This is a genomic window from Mycobacterium kyorinense (assembly GCF_001672775.1).
Taxonomy (GTDB): Bacteria; Actinomycetota; Actinomycetes; order Mycobacteriales; family Mycobacteriaceae; genus Mycobacterium; species Mycobacterium kyorinense_A.
The window spans coordinates 1-20,124 of the sequence record NZ_LZKJ01000108.1; the positions used below are offsets into that span (position 1 = coordinate 1).

Consider the following 20,124-nt stretch of genomic DNA (forward strand, 5'->3'; position numbering starts at 1 on the left):
CGACCGAATCACTACCGCCAGCACAGCGATCATGGCCAGCGGCACGATCTTCGGTGGCGCGGTGCTGATCGGCCTGGTGAACATCGTGCTGCTCACCGCGATGGCCACGATCGGGGCGTTCGTCTACAACCTGACGACCGACCTCATCGGCGGCGTGGAAGTCACCCTCGCCGACCGGGATTAGTGCCGAAGGCATCCGGTGCGGTAATCTCGTCGCTCGGCCGTACGCGAGTGCGGGCCTATAGCTCAGGCGGTTAGAGCGCTTCGCTGATAACGAAGAGGTCGGAGGTTCGAGTCCTCCTAGGCCCACAACCATGTGTTCGCCAAGACGCTCCGCGCGACTGATACTGCCGCTGGCCATGATCGCTGTGCTGGCGGTAGTGATTCGGTCGCGACGGGGCGTCGAGGTCTGGCATGTGGCCGCTGACCAGACCGCGGGTCGCGGCGAGTAGTTGTGAATGTTTCGACAACGCGTCCGCGCGGCTGTGTATGTGTGGGTCTGTCGGAGTGGTGTGCCAAGGTGGTGACGTGGACGTTGACCAGGGTTGGCCCGTGGCCGGGTGGAGCTCTTGACGCCGCGGTTTGAGATCCCCACCGGCTGGACAGCACAGGCATACCGGTTCGCACTGGATCCGTCGCCAGCCCAGCTCCCTATGTTGGAGTCGCATTGCGGTGCCGCCCGGTTTGCGTTCAACCACATGCTTGGCATGGTTAAGGCCAACCTGGATCAGCGGTCGGCTGAACGCAGCTACGGGATCGCCGAGCTTGAGCTCACGCCGGCACAGGGGTGGTCGTTGGCGAAGCTGCGCAAGGCTTGGAATCAGCGCAAAGAAGGCGTAGCGCCGTGGTGGCCAGCCAACAGTAAGGAGGCCTACAACACGGGTCTTGACGCGTTGGCGCGGGCTTTGGAGGCGTGGGACAAATCGCGCGCCGGTGAGCGGGCCGGTGCACGTGTGGGGTTCCCGCGCTTCAAGGCCAAGCATGCAGCGGGTCGTTCGGTGCGGTTCACCACGGGCGCGATTCGTGTCGCATCGGACCGCCATCATGTGGTGTTGCCTCGGCTCGGCTGTATCCGCACCCATGAGTCGACCCGTAAGCTTGCGCGACGATTGGAGGCTGGGGCCGCCCGGATTCTATCGGCCACGGTGTCGCGTCAGGCGGGACGCTGGTTCTGCTCCTTCCAGGTGATCGTCGCCAACAAGGGCCGACCCGCCAACATCGCCAAATCACCGCATGCTGTGGTCGGTATCGATGTTGGTGTGCGCGACCTATTGGTGGTTGCTACGCCCGAGGGCGTGGAAGTAGATCGCATCCCAGCACCCAAGCCGCTGCAAGCCGCGCAAGCTCGGTTGCATGCGCTGCAGCGCCGGGCAGCTCGTCAGCAGGGACCGTACGATGCCACCAACCGGATTCGACGTGAGCCGTCGAATCGGTGGCAACGTACTCAGCGCCGAATCGCCAAGGCTCATGCCCGAGCGGCCAGTGTTCGCGCACATGAGATGCACCTCGTGACCACAACGTTGGCCGCCCGCCATGATGTCGTGGTATGCGAACACCTCAACGCTGCGGCGATGAGGCGGCGCGGCGGCGTGCGCAAGCGCGGGCTCAATCGGGCTTTGGCGGATGCAGCGCTCGGGCGCGTGCGTGCCCAACTTGCGTACAAAACCTTGTGGTATGGCACCACTTTGGTGGTAGCCTCGCGCCTGTTTGAATCCACTCAACTCTGTTCTCGTTGCGGAGCGAAAACCAAACTCCGCCTGCGTGATCGGCGCTACCGCTGCCGCAACGGATGCCCGGCGATGGATCGGGATCTCAATGCGGCGATCAACCTCGCCCGCCTCAGCGAAACCACCACAGCCGGTGGCAGAATGAGGACCGGTACCGGGAGTAGCCCGGCCGCCAGCGTCACGGCTGGAGAAGGACGTCGAGCCAACCAGAAGACCAGCCCCACAGTCCCGGTGGGGACGGCACGAGGCGATGACACGTCAACCCCGCGCACCACTAAGGCGGGGACCGCTGCTCCGCAAGGAGAAGCTGCTTGAAATGCGCACTGTCGCAGAAGCATCTACATTTCAGGTAACGGCCTTAGCTCAGTTGGTAAAAAAGAGAGCGAGCGAGCGAAGCGGGTTGCCGTTCGCATAACAGCAGTCGGGAGTTGATATGAAAGGATCGGGCGACGAGAGGGACCTTGGCTGACGGCATTTTGCCTGGTCATGTCCACGACGGGGCCATAGTTCAACGGTAGAACAGGGCCTTTGCAAGGCTCAAATCGGGGTTCGATTCCCCGTGGCTCCACGTGATATTCGCGATGCTGCGCGGCTTCAAGGTGCGCAGCAGGATTGAGCGCCTCGATATCCGTGAAGAGTTTTAGTTTAGTGCTCAGTATGCGATGCAGATAGCTCGCTCGATCGCCAACGGGTCAGCGATAGCTGCGAGCATGGTCTGCGCGAGTCGGCGCGCGAGATTGAGGTCCCACCGCGCAAGCCGATATCGGCGGCGGTGGGGTAGGAACCGGTGAGCTTGCCGTCGGTGAGTCGGGCAGGACGAAAGATCGTCCAGTCCAGTCCGCTTGTGGTGCATAGCTTCTCGATCGCTTGATGCTCGGCGTCAACGGGCCTGAGGATAGTCGCCAGAGCCGGACCGAGAATGTGCTTGTGCCACCAGAGTTGGTCGTATGGCTGTGGGGCGATGACCCCGGAGGTGAAGGTCAGGAACCGCGCCACCCGTCTGTCGTCATGGCGGCTGTTATGTTGCTGGTCAGAGCGGCCGTCACACCGGCCTGCGCGTCGCACAGCCTGCCCGAACCCAGCCAGACAGCACGGCGTCGCTTCGCGTAACGACCGGCCGAATCTCGTCGAGTGTGAATGCGGATAGCTCGACCACAGTGAGTGAGGGATGATCGGCCGAAAGGCGGGAGCCGTCCCGCACTACGGCGTCACACGGTGACCGCCTTCGAGCGCCTGGTGTGTTTGTCACAGGCGGTACCGGCGCGATCGGTGGCCACACGGTGCCCGCGCTGGTCGCTGCCGGCCATGAAGTCACCGCGCTAGCCCGCAGCGATAGGAAAGCCTCGGTTTTGGCCAGCCAAGGAGCCACTCCGCTTCAGGTGTCGTTGTTCGACCGTGACGGGCTCGCCAAAGCTTTCACCGGTCACGATGCGGTGGTGAATATGGCGTCGGCGCTACCCTCGCCGCAGCGCTTCATCCTGAAATCCGCCTGGACCGAATGCCAGCGCATCCGCATCGAAGGCTCGGCGGCCGTCGTTGACGCAGCGCTGGCAGCAGGGGTACCGAGACTGGTGCAAGAGTCCGTGGCGATGATCTACCGCGACGGCGGAGACCGCTGGATCGACGAGGAATGGCCTGTCGACCACTATCCGATTGCCTCAGGCAATCACGGCGCGGAAACCAGCGCCCGGCGATTCGCCGAAACCGGAAGCGACGCAGTAATTTTGCGGTTCGGGCTGTTCTATGGGCCGGGTGCGGCACATAGCGAACAAATCATAGACCTGGCCCGCCGCCACATCGCATTCCAGGCCGGCCGCGCCGAGACCTACATATCCGCGATCCACCTCGCCGACGCGGCGGGCGCGGTCGTCGCCGCACTGCAGTGCCCCGCCGGCACCTACAACATCGTCGATGACGACCCCGTCACCAAGAAACAGAACACCCAGGCGATGGCAGACGCCGTCGGCGCCAAGACGTGGATCACCGGGCCGGGGCGTTTGGCCCTACTACTCGGTGACCGCACCACGTCGATGACCAGATCACTACGGGTCGCCAACGCCCGCTTCCGCGCGGGCACAGACTGGCGACCCCGATATCCAAGCGTGCGTGAAGGCTACCGAGCGGTGGTGGTCACCGTCAGGTCACAGGGCGGATGAGGTTCGTTGCGGCGTTGATAGTTGGGCGTTGGCCACAGCGCCTGCCCCTACGCCGCCACGGAATTACTGAAAATAAACGGACCACGACAGGACGGCATACCGCTCCACATGCGCCGTCGTGCACGTGAACCGCGCGTGGCTATCACCTATAGATAACGAATCCCCTAGGCTCCACTGCTGTTACGGCCGCGGTTGTACGTCGACGCTCGGGGGCCGCGGCGATGGTTCCGGACGCGACGAACGGCGCACGACCGAAAAGGCGACCGCACCGCCCGCGAGGGCTAGCACCGCGACTCCGGCAACCACCCACGGCCGCTTGCTGCGACGCTGGGCTCGGCGGGCGTCTTGCAGCGCCTGGGGCAACCCGCTGACGACCTCCTGGGCGGCGGCCAGTTCTTGCGCGAGCGTCTCCTGAGCCGATTGCAGATCCTGGGCCAGCCGGCCCTCCTGATACCGGCGGCGCAAGCTGGACGCGCCTGCCTGCGCCGAGTGAACACCCAGCTCGACGAGACCACGCGTAACGTCCACGGGACCCACCGCCGAGTACGTCAAACCCCGGTTCAGTCGCTGCCGCGGGGTCAACCGGGTCTTCGTCTTCGCGCTCATCTGCCACCTTTCCGCCGACCGTTTCCGAACGCACTGACCTCCCACCCTGCCACTATCGAGAGCGCAGCGGGCGCGATGGGCGCAGGCCTCCGCGATAGCGAGACCGGATGACGGACACCAATACCGGTGATGGCAGACTGTGATGCCGTGACTACCAGCCCAATTCAGACCGCCACTGCCACGCTGCACACCAACCGCGGCGACATCAAGATCGCGTTGTTCGGAAACCACGCTCCCAAGACCGTTGCCAACTTCGTGGGCCTGGCGCAGGGCACCAAGGACTATTCGACCGAGAACGCCTCAGGCGGTAGTTCCGGCCCGTTTTACGACGGCGCTGTCTTCCACCGGGTGATCAGCGGATTCATGATCCAGGGCGGGGACCCGAGCGGCACCGGCCGCGGCGGACCCGGCTACAAGTTCGCCGATGAATTCCACCCAGAATTGCAGTTCGACAAGCCGTATCTACTGGCCATGGCCAACGCGGGCCCCGGCACCAACGGGTCACAGTTTTTCATCACCGTCGGCAAGACCCCGCACCTGAACCGCCGCCACACCATCTTCGGCGAGGTGGTCGACCCCGAGTCGCAGAAGGTCGTCGACACGATCGCCACCACCCCCACCGACCACAGCGACCGGCCCACCGAACCTGTCGTCATCGAGTCGGTCACGATTTCCTGATCGGGCCGAATCAGGAGCCGGCGTAGCCGGCGGCGGTAAGCGCGTCGAGCACCTCCAGCGGGTCGGTGCCCAGGTCCCAGCGCGAGAAAATCAGCAGCTGGTCGTCAACGCCATCGATCTCGAGTAGCCGCATCTTGCGGCCGATCCGACGGAATTCGGTGATCCGGACGATCTTGATATCGGGGCGCCGCAATAGTTGCGTTCGCCACCATCCGCGAACCAGGAGACCGTCGCCGGTAATCGCCAGCTTCGGCCGCGCCCGCCACGACAGCCACGCAAACAAGATCAAACCGGCGGCTGCCGCACCGGTCAGTATCCGACCCGGGAGGTCTGTGACCAGAGTCACACAGATGGTAGCCATCACTACGCCGGCAAGCCCGCAACCAGCAATTCCGTTCACAGGTGGCGCCCATTGAGTTTGCTGCATGGGGTTCCCAACACTCCTACCACTGCCGATGCGGTTATCCACAAGCGCTATCAACAATGGGGATGAATCACATCCGTGTGATTGAGTAAGCGTGAGGTCGCTAGCCCAGTAACGACCCATCGCGCAGTTGAATTCATTACGAGAGCCAGGATCTCTACCGCCACCGCATGGTCAGTAACAATCCGGTGATCATGAAAGCAAAGGCGACCGCGTAGTTCCACGGGCCCAGCTCTGCCATCCAGTCGAGCATCGCCGGCGCACTGGGACCGGTTGCTGCCAGTTGAAAAACCATCAGCCAGATCAACCCGATCAGCATCAACCCGACGAACAATGCGACGAACCACACGCTGGACGGCCCAGCCTTGACCTTGACCGGCGTGCGGCTGACCGCGCTGACCGCGAAGTCGTTCTTCTTGCGGACCTTGGACTTGGGCATCGGTACCTCAGGACAGTAGGGACGGTGCAACGATAAGGGCGGGCCGCTGCAAGCATTGTTCGGCTACGAGACTAACCCACGTCAGCACCGCGAACGGAGAGCCGATGGTCAACAAGACCGCCCGCCGCTCGCCGTGGCGTGTCGGCGTCCCGCTGGTCTGCCTGCTCGCCGGATTGCTGCTCGGGGCCACCCACGGGGTGTCCAACGGCAGCGAGATCCGGCGCAGCGACGCACCGCGGCTGGTCGACATGGTGCGCGATGCGCAGGCCGGAGTCGATGCGCTCAGCAGCGAACGTGACCGGTTGGCCACCACGATCGACTCCACCCACGGGCGGTCTTCGGATAGCGCACTGGCGGCAATGCTGCGACGCTCGGCCGAGTTGGCTGGTGACGCCGGTCTAGACCCCGTGCACGGGCCAGGACTGGTGGTGACGCTCACCGATGCCCAGCGCGACGCCAATGGCCGGTTCCCGCGCGACGCCTCCCCCGACGATCTCGTCGTGCACCAGCAGGACATCCAGGCCGTCCTCAACGCGTTGTGGAGCGCGGGTGCGGAAGCGATCCAGATGCAAGACCAGCGCATCATCGCGACGTCGGCGCCGCGGTGCGTCGGAAACACCTTGCTGCTCAACGGGCGTACCTACAGCCCGCCCTACACGATCACTGCGATCGGCGATGCCGCGGCCATGCAGGCCGCGCTGGCGGCCGCTCCCCTGGTGACTCTTTACAAGCAGTACGTGGTGCGGTTCGGCCTCGGCTATACCGAAGCGGTCATGCCCGACGTGCGCATCGCCGGCCACAGCGAGCCGGTCCGGATGCGCGTTGCCCAGCCGACCGGTCCGGTGAGCTACTGAGCTGGGCAATCGGGCGGGCGGTAGCCTGATGCGATGCGGATCTTGGTCGTCGACAATTACGACAGCTTCGTGTTCAACCTGGTGCAGTACCTCGGGCAACTCGGCGTCGAGGCTGCAGTGTGGCGCAACGACGATGCCCGGCTGTCCGACCCGACCGCGATCGCCGACCAGTTCGACGGCGTACTGCTCAGCCCCGGTCCGGGCACACCCGAACGGGCCGGGGCGTCGATCGACCTGGTCCGCGCATGCGCCGCAGCGCACACCACCCTGCTGGGCGTATGTCTGGGCCACCAGGCGATCGGGGTGGCGTTCGGCGCCACCGTCGATCGGGCACCCGAATTGCTGCACGGCAAGACCAGCAGCGTCTTTCACACGAATACCGGTGTGCTGCAGGGCCTTCCAGACCCGTTCACGGCCACGCGCTACCACTCGTTGACAATCCTGCCGGAGACCTTGCCCGCCGAGCTCGAGGTGACAGCCCGCACCCGCAGCGGCGTGATCATGGGGGTGCGGCACACGGCGCTACCCATCCACGGAGTCCAGTTCCACCCGGAGTCGATCCTCACCGAGGGCGGGCATCGCATGCTGGCCAACTGGCTGGCCTACTGCGGGCAGACCCGCGACGACGCGCTGGTGCGCCGGTTGGAAAGCGAAGTCTTGGACAGCTTCGGTCGCGGTGCGGCTACTGTCCGAACTTCAGCGTGATGTTGCCGTCCTTATTGACGCCCTGACCCGGTGCCGGGCTTTGGGACACCACCCGGTTGTGCGAGGAGCCGCCGGCGTCGACGTCGGCGCCCTTGACGAGCACGCCCGTCCACCCCAGTGCCCGCAGCTGCGGTTCGGCGTCGGTCCAGAACATCCCGGACACGTCGGGCATCACGAACTGATTGCCCTTCGACACTTGCAGTTCGATCACCGAGTCCACCGGCACGGTCGCATCCGCCGGCGGATTGGTCGCGACTACCTCACCGGCCGGGCGGGGGCTGTCCACCGAGGCCTCGGTGAACTTGGTGAAGCCGTAGACGTTGAGGTTCTTCTGGGCGAGTTCGACGGTCTGGCCGGCGACGGCGGGGATCTGCTTGGTGGCCGGCCCGGACCCGATGATGATGGAGATCTCGTTGGTGATCGCCGAGGTCTGGTTGGCCGACGGAATCGTCCCGATGACCCGGTCCTTCATGTCCGGTGGCGAGGGCGACTGGACCTGCTTGAAGCGGCCGAACCCGGCGGCCTTCAGCTTCTTCACCGCCGACGCGTAGCTCAGCGACGACACGTCGGGAACCTCACGCTGCTCGGGCCCGGTGGAGACGCTGATGGTGATCTCGTCGCCGGCGCCCACCGAGGAGTCGGCCCCCGGGTCGGTGCCGATCACGTGGTCAGGCGGCACGGTCGAGTCAGGTTTCTGCTGCGTGCGCGTCTTGAAGCCCTTGTTTTGCAATGCGGCGATCGCATCGGCTGACACCTGCCCCCGCACGTCGGGCACCTGCACGCTGCGTGTGCTGTTGCCGAACGTGTTGATCGCGATCGTGACGAGGACGGTCAATACCGCCAAGACCGCAACGGCGATGAGCCAGCGGCCCACCGACCCGCTGCCGCGGTCGCGGCCGAAGTCGAGTTGCTGGCGGGGCAGCGGATCGGTGTGCGGGCCCATCGGGTCGCTGGGATGCGGCGATGCCAACAACGAGTTCCGCTCGGCGTCGGTGAGCACCTTGGGCGCCTCGGGCTGCTCACCGTTATGCACCCGAACCAGGTCGGCGCGCATCTCCGCGGCGGTCTGGTAGCGGTTGTCGGGGTTTTTGGCCAGCGCCTTGAGCACGACGGCGTCCAGTTCGGCGGAGACACCCTCGTGCCGTTGCGACGGCGGAACAGGATCCTCGCGGACATGCTGGTAGGCGACCGCGACGGGTGAGTCACCGACGAAAGGTGGCTCGCCGGTAAGGATTTCGTAGAGCACGCAGCCCAACGAATAAACGTCGGACCGAGCATCGACCGAATCGCCCCGGGCCTGTTCCGGCGACAGGTACTGTGCGGTGCCGATCACCGCCGCGGTCTGGGTGACGCTGTTGCCGCTGTCGGCGATCGCCCGAGCGATCCCGAAATCCATCACCTTGACCGCATTCGTGGTGCTGATCATGATGTTGGCCGGCTTGACGTCACGATGAATGATGCCGTGCTGGTGAGAAAAGTTCAGCGCCTGGCAGGCGTCGGCGATGACCTCGATGGCCCGCTGGGGTGGCATCGGCCCGTCGGTATGCACGATGTCGCGCAGCGTGACCCCGTTGACGTACTCCATCACGATGTAGGGCAGCGGCCCGGCAGGCGTCTCGGCCTCACCGGTGTCGTACACCGCGACGATGGCGGGGTGATTCAGCGCGGCTGCGTTCTGCGCTTCGCGCCGAAAACGCAGATAGAAGCTGGGATCGCGGGCAAGGTCGGCGCGCAGCACTTTGACCGCCACGTCACGGTGCAACCGGGTGTCGTGGGCATGGTGCACCTCGGACATGCCACCGAAGCCGAGGATTTCGCCAAGCTCGTAGCGGTCGGACAAATGCTGCGGAGTGGTCATACCGTTGTCTCGTGTCGGGCCGGCGGCGCCTGCTGGAGATGCGCCAGCACGATAGCCCAGGGCTGCTTGTTCTGACGTTTAGCATGACCCGCTCCCCTATGATCCGTCCAATTGGACGGCTGTACAGCAGCCATGCCCGCGTTTGTCGAGGTGTTGCTGGGCGTGCCGGTGTCCGTCACGGTCGGTGCTGACGGTTGCGGCTGGGTGTCGTCATGCGAGTTGATGACGATCAGTACCGCGATGATGATCGCCAAGGCTCCCAGCACTCCGGCCGCCCACAGCAGCGCACGCTGGCCGGACGAGAAGGTGCGCCGCGGCGGCGGCGGGCGATGACCGCCCGTGGCGGGCCGCGATCGGCGAGCCGCTGGCGCGCGCCCGGTCGGATTCGCGGCGGCTCTGGCCTGGGCTCCCGACGGTATCGCGGCGGGGGTGGCGCGGCCGGAGGACGCGGCCTGGTTGGGCCGTGGCGGCCGGCGGCCGGCACGCACAGCGGCGACGGCGTCGGCGAACGGCCCGCCGCTGCGGTAGCGCATCCCGGGATTTTTGACCAGCGTGATCTCGATGAGCTCCCGGACGTTAGGCGGCACATCGGTGGGCAGCGGCGGCGGCGGTTCTTTGATGTGCTTCATCGCCACCGTCAGCGCACCGTCACCGGTAAACGGCCGCTTACCCGAAACCGATTCGTAGCCAACAACTCCCAGCGAATAGACGTCGCTGGCGGGTGTGGCGTCGTGACCGAGGGCCTGCTCCGGGGCGATGTATTGAGCGGTGCCCATCACCATGCCGGTCTGGGTCACCGGCGCCGCGTCGACGGCCTTGGCGATGCCGAAGTCGGTGATCTTCACCTGCCCCGTCGGGGTGATCAGAATATTGCCGGGCTTGACGTCGCGGTGCACCAGCCCGGCGGCGTGCGCTACCTGAAGCGCGCGACCGGTCTGCTCGAGCAGATCCAGCGCGTGGCGCAACGACAGTTTGCCCATCCGTTTGAGAACCGAGTTGAGCGGTTCACCGTTGACCAGCTCCATCACCAGGTAGGCGGTGCGGCCCTCGCCGTTCATCTGGGTTTCGCCGTAGTCGTGGACGCTGGCGATTCCGGGATGGTTGAGCATCGCCGTCGTGCGCGCTTCGGCGCGGAACCGCTCGATGAACTCAGGGTCGGACGAAAACTCGCTCTTGAGTACCTTGACCGCGACACGCCGGCCCAGCCGGCTGTCCACCGCCTCCCAGACCTGCCCCATACCGCCAGTGGCGATGAGGCGCTGCAGCCGGTAGCGGCCAGACAGCGTCACACCTACTCGCGGGCTCATGGTCCTCCCTGCAGCGCGGCCTCGATCACGGCCCGCCCGATCGGCGCAGCAAGCGCACCGCCGGTCGCGGACAGCCGGTCGGCGCTATCCTCCACCAGCACCGCAACAGCCACCTTCGGTGCCTGCGCGGGCGCGAAAGCGATGTACCACGCGTGCGGCGGAGTGTTGCGCGGGTCGGTGCCGTGCTCTGCGGTACCGGTCTTGGATGCGATCTGCACGCCGGGGATGGCCCCTTTCTGCTGTGTGAACTTCTCGGCGCCGACCATCAACTCTGTTAGCTTAGCCGCGACCTGCGGCGACACCGCACGGCGTTGCTCGCGGGGAACGGTGCTGCTGATGTTAGCCAAGTCGGGTCCCTTGAGGCTGTCGACCAGGTACGGCGCCATCGTGACCCCGGCGTTGGCGATGGTCGCGGCCACCAGTGCGTTTTCCAACGGTGTCAGCGCAACGTCCTTCTGACCGATGCTCGACATCCCCAGCGCGGCGGTATCTGGAATCGGGCCGAGCGTAGATTGTGCGACCTGCAAGGGGATGGGATCGGGGACAGTGTCCAAACCGAACGACTGCGCGGTGCTGCGCAACGTGTCGGCCCCGGTGAGCATGCCCAGTTGGACGAACGCGGTGTTGCAGGACCGAGCGAAAGCCTCGCGCAGCGAGACTGTGGGTTCGTCGCCGCAGGGGGCGCCGCCGTAGTTCTCGAGGGTCGCAGTGCTGTCGGGCAGCGGAATCTTGGCTGCCGCGGTCAGCTGGTCGTCCTCGGTGGTGCCGGCCTGCAGCGCGGCCGCGGTGGTGATCACTTTGAACGTGGAGCCCGGCGGATAAGTCTCCGCGATGGCGCGGTTGGTCAGCGGGGAGTCGGGGTTATCGCGCAACCGCTGCCAGGCCTGCAATTGCTCCTCGGCATTGTGCGACGCCAGCAGGTTTGGATCGTAGGACGGCGACGACACCAGCGCCAAGATCTTGCCGGTCGAGGGTTCGAGGGCGACGACCGCGCCCTTACACGGCCCGCTGCAGCCCTGCTGCATGGCGTCCCACGCGGCCTGTTGCACGCGCGGGTTGATCGTGGTGTCGACGTTGCCGCCGCGCGGATCGCGGCCGGTGAAGAAGTCGGCCAGCCGGCGACCGAACAGCCGCTGGTCGGACCCATTGAGCAGCGGGTCTTCGGCGCGTTCGAGTCCAGTGCTGGAATAGCGCAGCGAATAGAAGCCCGTCACCGGCGCGTATACCGCGGGATCGGGATATACGCGCAGGAAGCGGAAGCGGTTGTCGGTGGCCACCGAGTAAGCCAGCAGTTGGCCCCCAGCAGTGATCTGGCCGCGCTGGCGGGAGTACTCGTCTAGAAGCACCCGCTGATTGCGGGGGTCGGCGCGCAGCCCGTCGGCGGTGAACACCTGCGTGAGCGTGGCGTTGAACAGCAGCAGCACGATCAACGCCATCACGGTCACCGAGATTCGCCGCAGAGAGGCGTTCATACCCGCTCGATCACCTCGGTGTTGGCCGCCGCGATCGGCGACGTGTTGCGCGCGCTGGTGCGGAATGGCCGCCGCGCCGCATGCGACGTACGGGCCAGAATGGCCAGCAGCATGTAGTTGGCCAACAGCGACGAGCCGCCGTAGGACATCCATGGTGTGGTCAGCCCCGTCAGCGGGATGAGCTTGGTGACGCCGCCGACGACGATGAACAACTGGATGGCCAATGTCGAGGACAGACCCGCGGCCAGCAGTTTCCCGAAGCTGTCACGCACCGCGATCGCCGTGCGCATTCCGCGGATGATGACGATGGTGTAGAGCATCAAAATGCCTGCCAGCCCGACCAATCCGAGTTCTTCGCCGAAGGCCGCGACAATGAAATCGGTCGACGCGGCGGGCACGGTGTCGGGCTGCCCATTGCCCAGTCCGGTGCCGAAGATGCCACCGGTGGCAAAGCTGAACAGCGACTGCACCATCTGGTAGCCGCTGCCTTCGGGGTCGGCGAACGGGTCCAGCCACGTCTGCACGCGTACTCGGACGTGATCGAAAACGAAATACGCCGCAACGCTTCCGAGCGCAAACAAAGCCAACCCGATGACCACCCAACTGAATCGCTGGGTGGCGAGGTAGACCACCACCAGAAACGATGCATACAGCAGTAGCGAAGTGCCCAGGTCCTTTTCGAAGATCATCACACCGACCGAGATCACCCACGCCGCCAACAGCGGCGCCAGGTCACGCGGCCGCGGCAAGTCCAGGCCTGCGACGTGCTTGCCAGCGCTGGTGAACAATCCGCGCTTGGCTACCAGCACCGCCGAGAAAAAGACCAGCAGCAGGATTTTCGAGAACTCGGCCGGCTGAATTGAAAAGCCCGGCAACCGGATCCAGATTTTGGCGCCGTTTTGTTCGGAGAACGACGCTGGCAGCAGGGCGGGAATCGCCAACAGCACCAGGCCACTCAGGCCGCAGATGTAGCCGTAGCGGGCGAGCTGTCGGTGATCTTTCAGCCAGCCCATCACAACCGCGAACGCGACGACCCCCACCAGCGTCCACAACATCTGCTGGTTGGCGCTGGGGCTGGCACCGCGGCCCGCGTGGGACAGGTCCAGTCGATGAATCATCACCAAACCCAGCCCGTTGAGCAGTGCCACCACCGGCAGCAGCAGCGGATCCGCGTAGGGCGCATAGCGTCGGATGGCGGCGTGCGCGCCTACGAAGAGCGCCAGGAAGGCGGCGGCGTAAGTGATCAAATCCCAACGCAATCCGCGGTCCTGGTTGGCTTCCACGATGGCCAGTGCCGCCGCCGTGATGACGGTGGCGAAGCACAACAGCGCCAATTCGGCATTGCGCCGAGTGGGCAGCGGAGGGGTCACTGCAACCGCCGGCTGCGGCGCGGTGCTCAATTTGCGCCGCGCCTCCTCGTCGTCCCCTCGCGAGCTGTGGTCCCCCGGGCGCTCTGCATCGTCGTCGACGCGGGTCATGCCGCCGCTCGGCAATCGCTGCCTGGCTCGAGGGGAGGTGGGGGAAGCGCCGTCACGGTGGATGCGGTCGTCGTCGGCGACGAACCCTCCGCCGGTTCTTCGGGACTCGACGTGCTGTGCTGTGGCGTGCTCGGTGCCGTCGTCCGACTGGTGGTCGACGGAGTGTGCGGCGTCGGCGAGGACGGCGATGTGGCGCGCGTCGGCGGGCACGGCGGCAGCAAAGAGCCCGCGGCTAACTGGTGAAGTTGCTTGATGGCGTTATCCAAGGTGCCGGCCGGCAGCCCCGCCGCAACCTGCGCGCGTTCGGATGGCCGCAGATCCGAGAGCTTTATGGGATGGCAGTTGAGAGCGCTTTTGGATTGCCCGTAGTTGATTTGCGAGAGTTCGTTACGGCTGTTGAGGCAACCGACCAGATATGGCTTGTGCAGCGGAAAGCCGAGTATCGACCCCTGGACGCCCTGCATGATCGATACGTCCCCGTTGTAGGCGGCGACGTAGTAGTTGCTGTAGACAACTTGGCGGCCGATGGCTAGCGCCGAGAGGATCAGCAGTACCACCAACGTGACGCCGATCGCCATCCGTCGTCGTGAGCGTCGCGGCCGAATGAATGCATCCGCTTGCGGCAGAACACGTTTGACGACGTTCTTGCGGGGATTGATGGCCGATGCCCGGCCGGCTGCGGTGTTGGGCCGAGTCAGCTGGTCCTCTTCTCCCGATACTGCGCCGGCGATAATCGGCTGGGTCGGCCCGTAATCGGAGTCGACAACATCGGCGACCACCACAGTCACGTTGTCCGGCCCGCCGCCGCGCAGGGCGAGTTCGATGAGGCGATCAGCGCTGTCGGTGACGTCGGAGATCTTCAGCGCCTCGAGGATGGTCTCCTCGCTGACGGGGTCGGAGAGTCCGTCCGAACACAGTAGGTAACGGTCGCCTGCCCGCGCCTCGCGCATGGTTAGCGTGGGTTCAACCTCGTGACCGGTCAATGCGCGCATGATCAGCGACCGCTGCGGATGGCTGTGTGCCTCTTCTCTGGTGATCCGCCCCTCGTCGACCAAAGTCTGGACAAAGGTGTCGTCTTTGGTGATCTGGGTCAGCTCCCCGTCGCGCAGCATGTACCCGCGCGAGTCGCCGATGTGCACCAGCCCAAGGCGGTTGCCCGCGAACAGGATTGCCGTCAGCGTGGTGCCCATCCCCTCGAGATCGGGCTCCATTTCGACTTGCGCAGCGATGGCCGAGTTACCGGACCGCACCGCCGCGTCGAGTTTGGCCAGCAGATCGCCGCCGGGCTCGTCGTCGTCCAGGTGCGCCAACGCGGCGATCACCAACTGGGATGCCACCTCACCGGCGGCATGGCCGCCCATGCCGTCGGCCAGAGCCAGCAACCGCGCGCCGGCATAGACCGAATCTTCGTTGTTGGAGCGCACCAGGCCGACATCGCTGCGAGCCGCATAGCGGAAGAACAGGGTCACGGGCGCAACTCGATCACCGTTTTGCCGATTCGAACCGGCGTGCCAATGGGAACCCGTACCGCCGTCGTCACCTTCACCCTGTCAAGGTAAGTACCATTGGTCGATCCTAAATCCTCGACGTACCATTCCGCGCCTCGCTGCGATAGCCGCGCGTGCCGCGTCGAAGCGTAGTCATCAGTGAGCACCAGGGTGGAGTCGTCCGCGCGTCCGATCAACACCGGCTGTCCACTCAGCGTGATGCGAGCCCCCACCAGCGCCCCTTCGGTCACCACCAGATAGCGGGCGGCGTGCCGACGCTGCCGCGAGGGCAACAGGGTGCCGCGTAGCGCCAGACCCCGTCGCACCATGACAGCGCCGGTCGGTGCATAGATGTCCGTCCGCAGGATCCTCAGCACCGACCAGATGAACAGCCATAGCAGCATCAAGAACCCGGCGCGCGTCAGCTGCAGTACTAGACCCTGCATCTGGCGTCCTCTCCGTCCTGGCGCCGCGCTCTCCGCGCCGCGATGCCGAGCACATCAGCAACGTCACGATACTTGGACCGCGCTGGACGCGGGGTGAAGCTGGATAGCTTCGCCTCGGCTATGGGCTCAGTGGATATGGACGACGATCTCGGAATGACCCAGGCGAATTACATCGCCATCGGCCAACTGCCACTCTTGGACCGGCGCGTTGTTGACCGTGGTGCCGTTGGTGGAGTTGAGATCGGAAAGCAGCGCGACCTGGCCATCCCAGCGGATTTCCAGATGCCGACGTGACACGCCGGTGTCGGGCAGGCGGAATTGCGCGTCCTGGCCACGGCCCACGATGTTGGCGCCCTCACGCAGCTGGTAGGTGCGGCCGCTGCCGTCGTCTAGCTGCAGTGTGACCGCGGTGCCGGACGACGCATAGCCGCCCTGCCCGTAGCCGCCATAACCGCCGGCCTGACCGTAGTCGTAGTCCCGGCCCGCGGGTTCGCCGTATCCGCCTCCGGATGGCGAATAGCCTCCGCCGCCGGGACCGGCGTCGCCATAGCTCCCGTAATCGGGCTGGCCATAGTCTTGCCGCCCATATCCAGGGCTGCCCTGGTAGCCCTGCTCATACCCGCCGCCCTGATCGGGGTAGGCCGCCCGCTGGTCGGGCTGACCGTAGCCGCCTTCGTCGTGACGAGCGGGCCCCCGCCCGTAGTCGCCGTAATCTTGGCTGCCAGGCTGCCCATAGCCACCGCCCTGGCGGTAGCCGGCGTCATAGCCCTGTCCGCCGCCATAGCCGCCGGACGGACGCTGTTCGTAAGACGGTGGGTAGCCACCTTGGCCCTGATAACCGCCCTGGTCCTGGTAGCCGCCCTGCCCTTGGTAGCCGCCTTGGTCGGAGTAGCCGCGCTGGTCTTGATAGCCACCCTGACCTTGGTAACCCTGCCCTTGGTAGCCGCCCTGGTCGGGGTAACCGCCTTGCTCGGGGTAGCCGCCTTGGCCTTGGTAGCCGCCTTGGCCTTGGTAGCCGCCTTGGTCGGGGTAGCCGCGCTGATCTTGGTAGCCGCCTTGGTCTTGGGGACCGCCTTGCTCGGGGTAGCCGCCCTGGTCGGGCTGGCGGGGCGGATAACCCCGCTGATCTGGGTAACCCCCAGATTCCGGCGGATACGGGCCACGGGGATCCTGGCTGCCGCGCGCGTCATCCTGCGGCTGGCCGTAGCGATCGTCGTAGTAGTCGTCAGGCCGCCCCTGCCCCTGGCCGCCGCGATAGCTCGAATTCTCAGTCATTGGTACTCCTGGTTCTGCGCTAAACGCATGATCTGATTGTGACGGGGCGAAATCACTAACAGTCGAGCGGGGTTCCACATCGGGGTTGACAGCACCGCGGGCGCGGAACTGGCCGGTGTGGAGGTTCGCTGATTTCTCGAACCGGACAACCACATCACCATACGTTTGCCATCCCTGTTCGCCGATGTATCCCGCCAAATGCTTAGCGAAGGTGTCCGACGTGAGATCCGGGTCGGCGCCCACTTTCTCGTAGTCGTGCATACCGAGGGTAATGATGTATTCGTTCGGAGCCAAAAGGCGATTGCCCTGAAGCGAGCGAATACCGTCGGCTGCTTCACGGCGCAACATCGCTTCAACCTCTTGCGGGACGATCGACCCGCCGAATACCCGGGCAAACGCATCTCCGACGGTCGATTCGAGTTTGCGCTCGATGCGTTGAACTAGCCCCTTTTGGCCGTCCATGTCCAGCGCCTGCCTCGCTTGTCCTTAAGTATCGCCGCCGCAGGGACGATGACCGTCCCGCGTGTCGCATCACCGCCTCGATTCACCTAATGGTATCGGTCCACCGCCACGTCGCGGCACCGCCAGATCTCTGAGAATTGCGTCGACGCAGGTCAGCCATGGCTGCCGTGTCGCTGTCGGATGGCGGTAGACCGCGTCGGGGCATCAGGACGGCTGGGGCGGCTCACTATTAGAGTGGTAGGCTCCACCGGTCGTTCAGGGCGAGTGGCGGAATGGCAGACGCGCTGGCTTCAGGTGCCAGTGTCCTTCGGGACGTGGGGGTTCAAGTCCCCCTTCGCCCACAACAAAACCACAGGTCACCCCGGCTATCGGTCGGGGTTTTCTGTTGGTTGCGCCAGGCTAAGCAGCCAACGCGCGGTGTTCGAAGAACCGGTTCGAACTGACGGCCGCCGCGATCGACACATACGCTTTCTGCTCGACCTAAGCCAGCTACTCACAAATCGATTTCGTAGTCGTCCATTGGGAGTGGAACGCTGACTGCCTGATCGAAGAGATCAGCTGGGTCGGCCTCCGTGCCGAGCGCATCCTTCAAATAGTCCGGATCCAACCCCGCGGCGTCATCTGCTCCATCGACGGGAAGCTGCTGCTCAGCATGGTCTGCCTCGGGCACTTCGAGAGTCAGTGTGTATCCGTCAGTCTTCATCACGTCCCTCCCTTTCCCGTGTTTGCGGTCGATGTCGAGGCGCCACCTCGATGCGGTGGCCCGAAGCGAGCCGAGCGTTGTCGGACTCCAGCTGGGCGTTATTGGATTCCAGGCGGGCATTGTCGGAGACCAGCTGCGCGTTGTTGGAGACCAACTGCGCGTTGTCCGATTCCAACCGAGCATTGCTTGCTTCAAGCCCGAGGATCTCTCCGATGCCGGTTACGTTGACGCCGATTGCGACCAACTCGCTGATCCGCTGGAGCCGCGCGAGGTCGTCATCGCTGTAGCGACGTGTCCCGCCCGCGGTACGCGCAGGAGTAAGCAGCCCTCGCTTTTCATACATTCGCAGGGTCTGCTCGCCGATACCAGACAACTCGGCGGCTACCGAGATGCTGTACACCCCCCGCCCGGATCGGGCGGCCGTCTCCTCGGTCAACGCGGTGCTCCAAATCGTTTAGCAACCCACTCTTGCACAAACCTATCACCGGTGCTATATAGAAATATATACCAGATCACACAGGTGATCTGCTCACAATTTGGGAGGTGGAGATGATGTTGATGCGTACTGATCCGTTCCGTGATCTCGACCGCTGGACCCAGCAGGTATTGGGCACCGCGGCACGGCCAGCGGTTATGCCCATGGACGCCTGGCGTGAGGGAGATAAATTCATCGTCGAGTTCGATCTGCCAGGAGTTAAGGAAGACTCCCTGAATCTCGACGTCGAACGCAATGTGCTGACCGTGCACGCCGAACGCACCGGACTGGATCAGAACCGCGAAATGGTGTCGGCGGAGCGACCGCGCGGCGTATTTAGCCGGCAGCTGTTCTTGGGCGACAACCTCGATGCCGACCAGATTGAGGCCAGCTACCAAGACGGCGTGCTGCGGCTGACGATCCCCGTTGCCGAGAAGGCCAAGCCTCGCCGCATCAAGGTCGCGAGTAGCCACGACGAGCGGGCCATCAACGCTTAACCGCAGGGGCCGGGCGGCGGTTGCCTCACGTGACGGAGATGAGAACGACGACCACCGACACATTGATCGAGGTTGTGCTGGACGAGGCGCAGAGGATCGTGCGCGCTGAATGGCTGCGAGTGCTCGAAGCCGCACTGAGCAAGTACTTCACTACAGATCGTGCCCAAATGCCCGCTGCCCGGCCCCGCCCGCCGCGGCTCGATCTGCTCACCGACGAGAGCGGCCCATGCACCGGTCGCCTCCGTAACCGCCGGAACTATCGTCGCAATTCGACCAGTAGGAGGTGATGCGGGGCAACACTCATGAGCGGAACGGCTCGCGCGGCGCCCCCAGCCGAATGATCACTAACTCACCGCGCCCGACGCAGCTATAACCTCTCGCGCGCACTGCCACCCGACGTGGCGCATTCCCGAGGCGAGTGGGCCGCTACGCGAGCTACCGCATATTCCGGTCGGGCCCGCTGCCCAACCTTCGCTCTCCCTGGCAGCGGGTCCCGCTCCGGACATTGGCGATGTTCATGCCTCGTCCAAGACAACGTAATGCCCGATTACTGCCCTGCGTAATGCCCGATTACTGCCCTGCACATGATGGTACGTATCCCTTCGGACTTAGATCCCTATGCAGTACTGGGCGTGGCGCCCACGGCCAGCCCAGCCGAGATCGCCCATGCGTTTCGGGTAAAGCTGCGGACGCTTCACCCCGATACCCGCCACGCCGGTACATACACCGCCGGTGTCCAGACACAGCTGCAGCAAGTACTGGCCGCTTACCACCTACTGCGTTCGGAGCCGCAACGCTCAGGCAGCAACCTGATCGGAAGCCCAAGTGCAGCGGCAACGCAGCAACCGCACTCTACGGATTCGGTACCGGTGCATGCGACGCCGAAACGCAAACCGCCACTGACGATTCCGATCGCCGACTATCGCACATGCTCCGCGACGCGACCTGAAGGTTTCACACTGTGGGCTGGACCAGTGCAGTGGCATCGTTGACGGCCTGGACAGCTATATGGCGCCCGGAACGCAGTTTCAGCCGGCTTCGATCGACTCGCCAGCCGTGGCCTCACCACGGTTTA

Annotated in this window: 21 protein-coding genes and 3 tRNA genes; 11 read left to right on the forward strand and 13 right to left on the reverse strand. The window is 64.9% G+C overall.

Annotated features, from left to right (window positions below; translation table 11 throughout):
• The 4 genes from A5707_RS11155 to A5707_RS11170 all read left to right on the forward strand — a co-directional run.
• The coding region (locus A5707_RS11155; RefSeq protein WP_197495311.1) for a DUF3566 domain-containing protein at window positions 1–184 on the forward strand (184 nt) is incomplete at its 5' end.
• A gap of 51 nt (window positions 185–235) precedes the next feature.
• A tRNA-Ile gene (locus tag A5707_RS11160) sits at window positions 236–309 on the forward strand.
• A gap of 251 nt (window positions 310–560) precedes the next feature.
• Complete coding sequence (tnpB, locus tag A5707_RS11165; protein ID WP_232000697.1) at window positions 561–2,042, forward strand: IS607 family element RNA-guided endonuclease TnpB; 1,482 nt, start codon at window positions 561–563, stop codon at window positions 2,040–2,042.
• 182 nt (window positions 2,043–2,224) lie between these two features.
• Window positions 2,225–2,295: transfer RNA gene (locus tag A5707_RS11170), tRNA-Ala, on the forward strand.
• Window positions 2,296–2,372: 77 nt separating this feature from the next.
• On the opposite strand, the gene A5707_RS24945 is transcribed toward A5707_RS11170, so the two are convergent.
• Entirely contained in the window at window positions 2,373–2,792 is a 420-nt protein-coding gene (locus A5707_RS24945; RefSeq protein WP_419866418.1) for an NAD(P)H-binding protein, read from the reverse strand.
• 173 nt (window positions 2,793–2,965) lie between these two features.
• On the opposite strand from A5707_RS24945, the gene A5707_RS11180 reads away from it, so the two are divergent.
• Window positions 2,966–3,883 carry an NAD-dependent epimerase/dehydratase family protein gene (locus A5707_RS11180; protein WP_065014542.1) on the forward strand — a complete coding sequence of 306 codons (918 nt, stop codon included), beginning with the start codon at window positions 2,966–2,968 and terminating at the stop codon, window positions 3,881–3,883.
• Window positions 3,884–4,063: 180 nt separating this feature from the next.
• Here the strand turns inward: A5707_RS11180 and cwsA are convergent, their stop codons facing one another.
• Window positions 4,064–4,489 (reverse strand): cell wall synthesis protein CwsA, encoded by a 426-nt coding sequence (gene cwsA / locus A5707_RS11185; RefSeq protein WP_065014543.1) that lies wholly within the window; start codon window positions 4,487–4,489, stop codon window positions 4,064–4,066.
• A gap of 129 nt (window positions 4,490–4,618) precedes the next feature.
• Here cwsA and A5707_RS11190 point away from each other — a divergent pair, with 129 nt between their 5' ends.
• Complete coding sequence (locus tag A5707_RS11190; RefSeq protein WP_065014544.1) at window positions 4,619–5,167, forward strand: peptidylprolyl isomerase; 549 nt, start codon at window positions 4,619–4,621, stop codon at window positions 5,165–5,167.
• Window positions 5,168–5,177: 10 nt separating this feature from the next.
• Here A5707_RS11190 and A5707_RS11195 read toward each other — a convergent pair whose 3' ends face one another.
• Both A5707_RS11195 and crgA read right to left on the reverse strand, forming a co-directional pair.
• Window positions 5,178–5,594 (reverse strand): PH domain-containing protein, encoded by a 417-nt coding sequence (locus A5707_RS11195; protein WP_065014545.1) that lies wholly within the window; start codon window positions 5,592–5,594, stop codon window positions 5,178–5,180.
• A gap of 154 nt (window positions 5,595–5,748) precedes the next feature.
• The gene (gene crgA, locus A5707_RS11200) at window positions 5,749–6,030 is read right to left on the reverse strand and encodes a cell division protein CrgA (RefSeq protein ID WP_065014546.1); all 282 of its coding nucleotides are present in this window, start codon (window positions 6,028–6,030) and stop codon (window positions 5,749–5,751) included.
• A gap of 104 nt (window positions 6,031–6,134) precedes the next feature.
• Here crgA and A5707_RS11205 point away from each other — a divergent pair, with 104 nt between their 5' ends.
• Window positions 6,135–6,884 (forward strand): DUF881 domain-containing protein, encoded by a 750-nt coding sequence (locus A5707_RS11205; RefSeq protein WP_065014547.1) that lies wholly within the window; start codon window positions 6,135–6,137, stop codon window positions 6,882–6,884.
• Window positions 6,885–6,917: 33 nt separating this feature from the next.
• Entirely contained in the window at window positions 6,918–7,589 is a 672-nt protein-coding gene (locus A5707_RS11210) for an aminodeoxychorismate/anthranilate synthase component II (RefSeq protein WP_065014548.1), read from the forward strand.
• Here the strand turns inward: A5707_RS11210 and pknB are convergent.
• From pknB to A5707_RS11245, 7 genes are all read right to left on the reverse strand, one after another.
• Complete coding sequence (pknB, locus tag A5707_RS11215) at window positions 7,567–9,447, reverse strand: Stk1 family PASTA domain-containing Ser/Thr kinase (RefSeq protein ID WP_065014549.1); 1,881 nt, start codon at window positions 9,445–9,447, stop codon at window positions 7,567–7,569. The two genes, A5707_RS11210 and pknB, sit on opposite strands and share 23 nt — an antisense overlap.
• On the reverse strand, window positions 9,444–10,754 hold the full coding sequence (locus A5707_RS11220) for a serine/threonine-protein kinase (protein ID WP_082969397.1): 1,311 nt from the start codon (window positions 10,752–10,754) through the stop codon (window positions 9,444–9,446). The genes pknB and A5707_RS11220 overlap by 4 nt, the downstream gene beginning before the upstream one ends.
• Window positions 10,751–12,226 (reverse strand): D,D-transpeptidase PbpA, encoded by a 1,476-nt coding sequence (gene pbpA, locus A5707_RS11225; RefSeq protein ID WP_065014550.1) that lies wholly within the window; start codon window positions 12,224–12,226, stop codon window positions 10,751–10,753. The genes A5707_RS11220 and pbpA overlap by 4 nt, the downstream gene beginning before the upstream one ends.
• Window positions 12,223–13,626, reverse strand: coding sequence for an FtsW/RodA/SpoVE family cell cycle protein (locus A5707_RS11230; RefSeq protein ID WP_065014605.1), 1,404 nt, complete (start codon window positions 13,624–13,626; stop codon window positions 12,223–12,225). The genes pbpA and A5707_RS11230 overlap by 4 nt, the downstream gene beginning before the upstream one ends.
• 74 nt (window positions 13,627–13,700) lie before the next feature.
• Window positions 13,701–15,173 (reverse strand): protein phosphatase 2C domain-containing protein, encoded by a 1,473-nt coding sequence (locus A5707_RS11235; RefSeq protein ID WP_065014551.1) that lies wholly within the window; start codon window positions 15,171–15,173, stop codon window positions 13,701–13,703.
• Window positions 15,170–15,637, reverse strand: coding sequence for an FHA domain-containing protein FhaB/FipA (locus A5707_RS11240; protein WP_065014552.1), 468 nt, complete (start codon window positions 15,635–15,637; stop codon window positions 15,170–15,172). The genes A5707_RS11235 and A5707_RS11240 overlap by 4 nt, the downstream gene beginning before the upstream one ends.
• 126 nt (window positions 15,638–15,763) lie before the next feature.
• Window positions 15,764–17,374, reverse strand: coding sequence for a DUF3662 and FHA domain-containing protein (locus A5707_RS11245; RefSeq protein WP_065014553.1), 1,611 nt, complete (start codon window positions 17,372–17,374; stop codon window positions 15,764–15,766).
• 258 nt (window positions 17,375–17,632) lie between these two features.
• Here A5707_RS11245 and A5707_RS11250 point away from each other — a divergent pair.
• A tRNA-Leu gene (locus A5707_RS11250) sits at window positions 17,633–17,715 on the forward strand.
• 152 nt (window positions 17,716–17,867) lie between these two features.
• On the opposite strand, the gene A5707_RS11255 is transcribed toward A5707_RS11250, so the two are convergent.
• Together A5707_RS11255 and A5707_RS11260 are read right to left on the reverse strand one after the other, a co-directional pair.
• On the reverse strand, window positions 17,868–18,077 hold the full coding sequence (locus A5707_RS11255; protein ID WP_065014554.1) for a hypothetical protein: 210 nt from the start codon (window positions 18,075–18,077) through the stop codon (window positions 17,868–17,870).
• A complete protein-coding gene (locus tag A5707_RS11260; protein WP_082969398.1) occupies window positions 18,067–18,513 on the reverse strand; it encodes a MerR family transcriptional regulator in 447 nt (148 codons plus the stop codon). Before A5707_RS11260 ends, A5707_RS11255 begins: the two co-directional genes overlap by 11 nt.
• A 113-nt stretch (window positions 18,514–18,626) precedes the next feature.
• On the opposite strand from A5707_RS11260, the gene A5707_RS11265 reads away from it, so the two are divergent.
• Window positions 18,627–19,049 carry an Hsp20/alpha crystallin family protein gene (locus A5707_RS11265; protein ID WP_065014606.1) on the forward strand — a complete coding sequence of 141 codons (423 nt, stop codon included), beginning with the start codon at window positions 18,627–18,629 and terminating at the stop codon, window positions 19,047–19,049.
• 587 nt (window positions 19,050–19,636) lie between these two features.
• Complete coding sequence (locus tag A5707_RS24950) at window positions 19,637–20,041, forward strand: J domain-containing protein (RefSeq protein WP_419866419.1); 405 nt, start codon at window positions 19,637–19,639, stop codon at window positions 20,039–20,041.
• Window positions 20,042–20,124: the final 83 nt, after the last annotated feature.